Raw genomic sequence first — 1,191 nt, 5'->3', positions numbered from 1 at the left:
TCGAAGACATGTTCGATAGCACGATTGAGGTGGCGGCGTTGGTCGATCGGATGACGTCGGCGACCCGCGCGGAGAATCGGGCCGCCGGGGCGCGGTTGCTGGCGATCAGTGAGCTTGACCTGGTGCGGCTGCGTGAATGCGGGGAGCAGGCGAGCTGGGCCAGTGACACCGAGGCCGAGATCACCGCCGAGATCGGTGCGGCACTGCAGATCAGTCGGAATTGGGCGAGCAGTTATCTCTATTACGCCCGGGCGATGCGACTGCGGTTACCGAAAGTGGGTGGCTTGTTGTGCGCCGGCGATATCAGCTATGCGACGTTTCAGAGCATCGTCTACCGCACCGATTTGATCACCGATCCAGAGATTCTGGCCGCTGTCGATACCAGCCTGGCCGGTCGGGTGGCCCGCTGGCCGGCGATGACGCGCAGCCGGTTGGCCGGCTACGTCGACACGTTGGTGGCCCGCGCTGACGCCGATGCGGTGCGCCAGCGCCACAAACGCCACCAGGATCGAGAGATCACCATCTGGGGTGACGTCGACGGCGTGACCGAGATCGGCGGCCGGCTGTTCACCACCGTCCCCCGCAAGCGGGAGGTGCCCCCAGCCCATGCCATCGATGCCCGGCTGGATGCGCTGGCCGGCACCGTCTGCGCTGAGGATCCACGGACCCGGGCCCAGCGTCGGGCTGATGGGCTGGGTGCACTGGCCGCCGGAGCGGACCGCTTGGCGTGCCGCTGCGGGCGCACCAACTGCCCAGCTGGGCAAACCCCACCACCCTCACCGGTGCTGATCCACGTCCTCGCCGAGCAGGCCACCCTGAACGGCACCGGTTCCACACCGGGGTCGCTGATCGGCGCCGATGCGCTGATCCCACCTGAACTGCTGGCCGAACTGGCTGACTACGCGCTACGCCGCTCACTGATCCACCCCGGCGACACCGCACCTGAGCCCGGCTACCTGCCCTCATCACGGCTGGCCGACTTCGTCCGCTGCCGGGACTTGACCTGCCGGTTTCCCGGATGCGACCAACCGGCCATCCACTGCGATCTCGACCACACGATCGCCCACGCCGACGGTGGTGCCACGCACGCCTCCAACCTCAAGGCACTATGCCGCGCGCATCATCTTCTGAAAACGTTCTGGGGCTGGCAAGACAAACAACTTGCCGACGGGACGCTGATCTGGACCGCTC

The 1,191-nt window shown here is 66.9% G+C and carries 1 protein-coding gene; it reads left to right on the top strand.

All coding sequences use genetic code 11. The annotated features are described in order from the left end of the window. Window positions 1-8 precede the first annotated feature (8 nt). A partial coding sequence (locus AC2VON_RS08730; RefSeq protein ID WP_486952588.1) for an HNH endonuclease signature motif containing protein occupies window positions 9-1,191 on the top strand: 1,183 nt, incomplete at its 3' end.

This window comes from Mycobacterium sp. TH-M82 (genome assembly GCF_057473605.1).
Note: the sequence above shows the minus strand (reverse complement) of the source record. Positions and strands in the feature narration are given on the sequence as shown.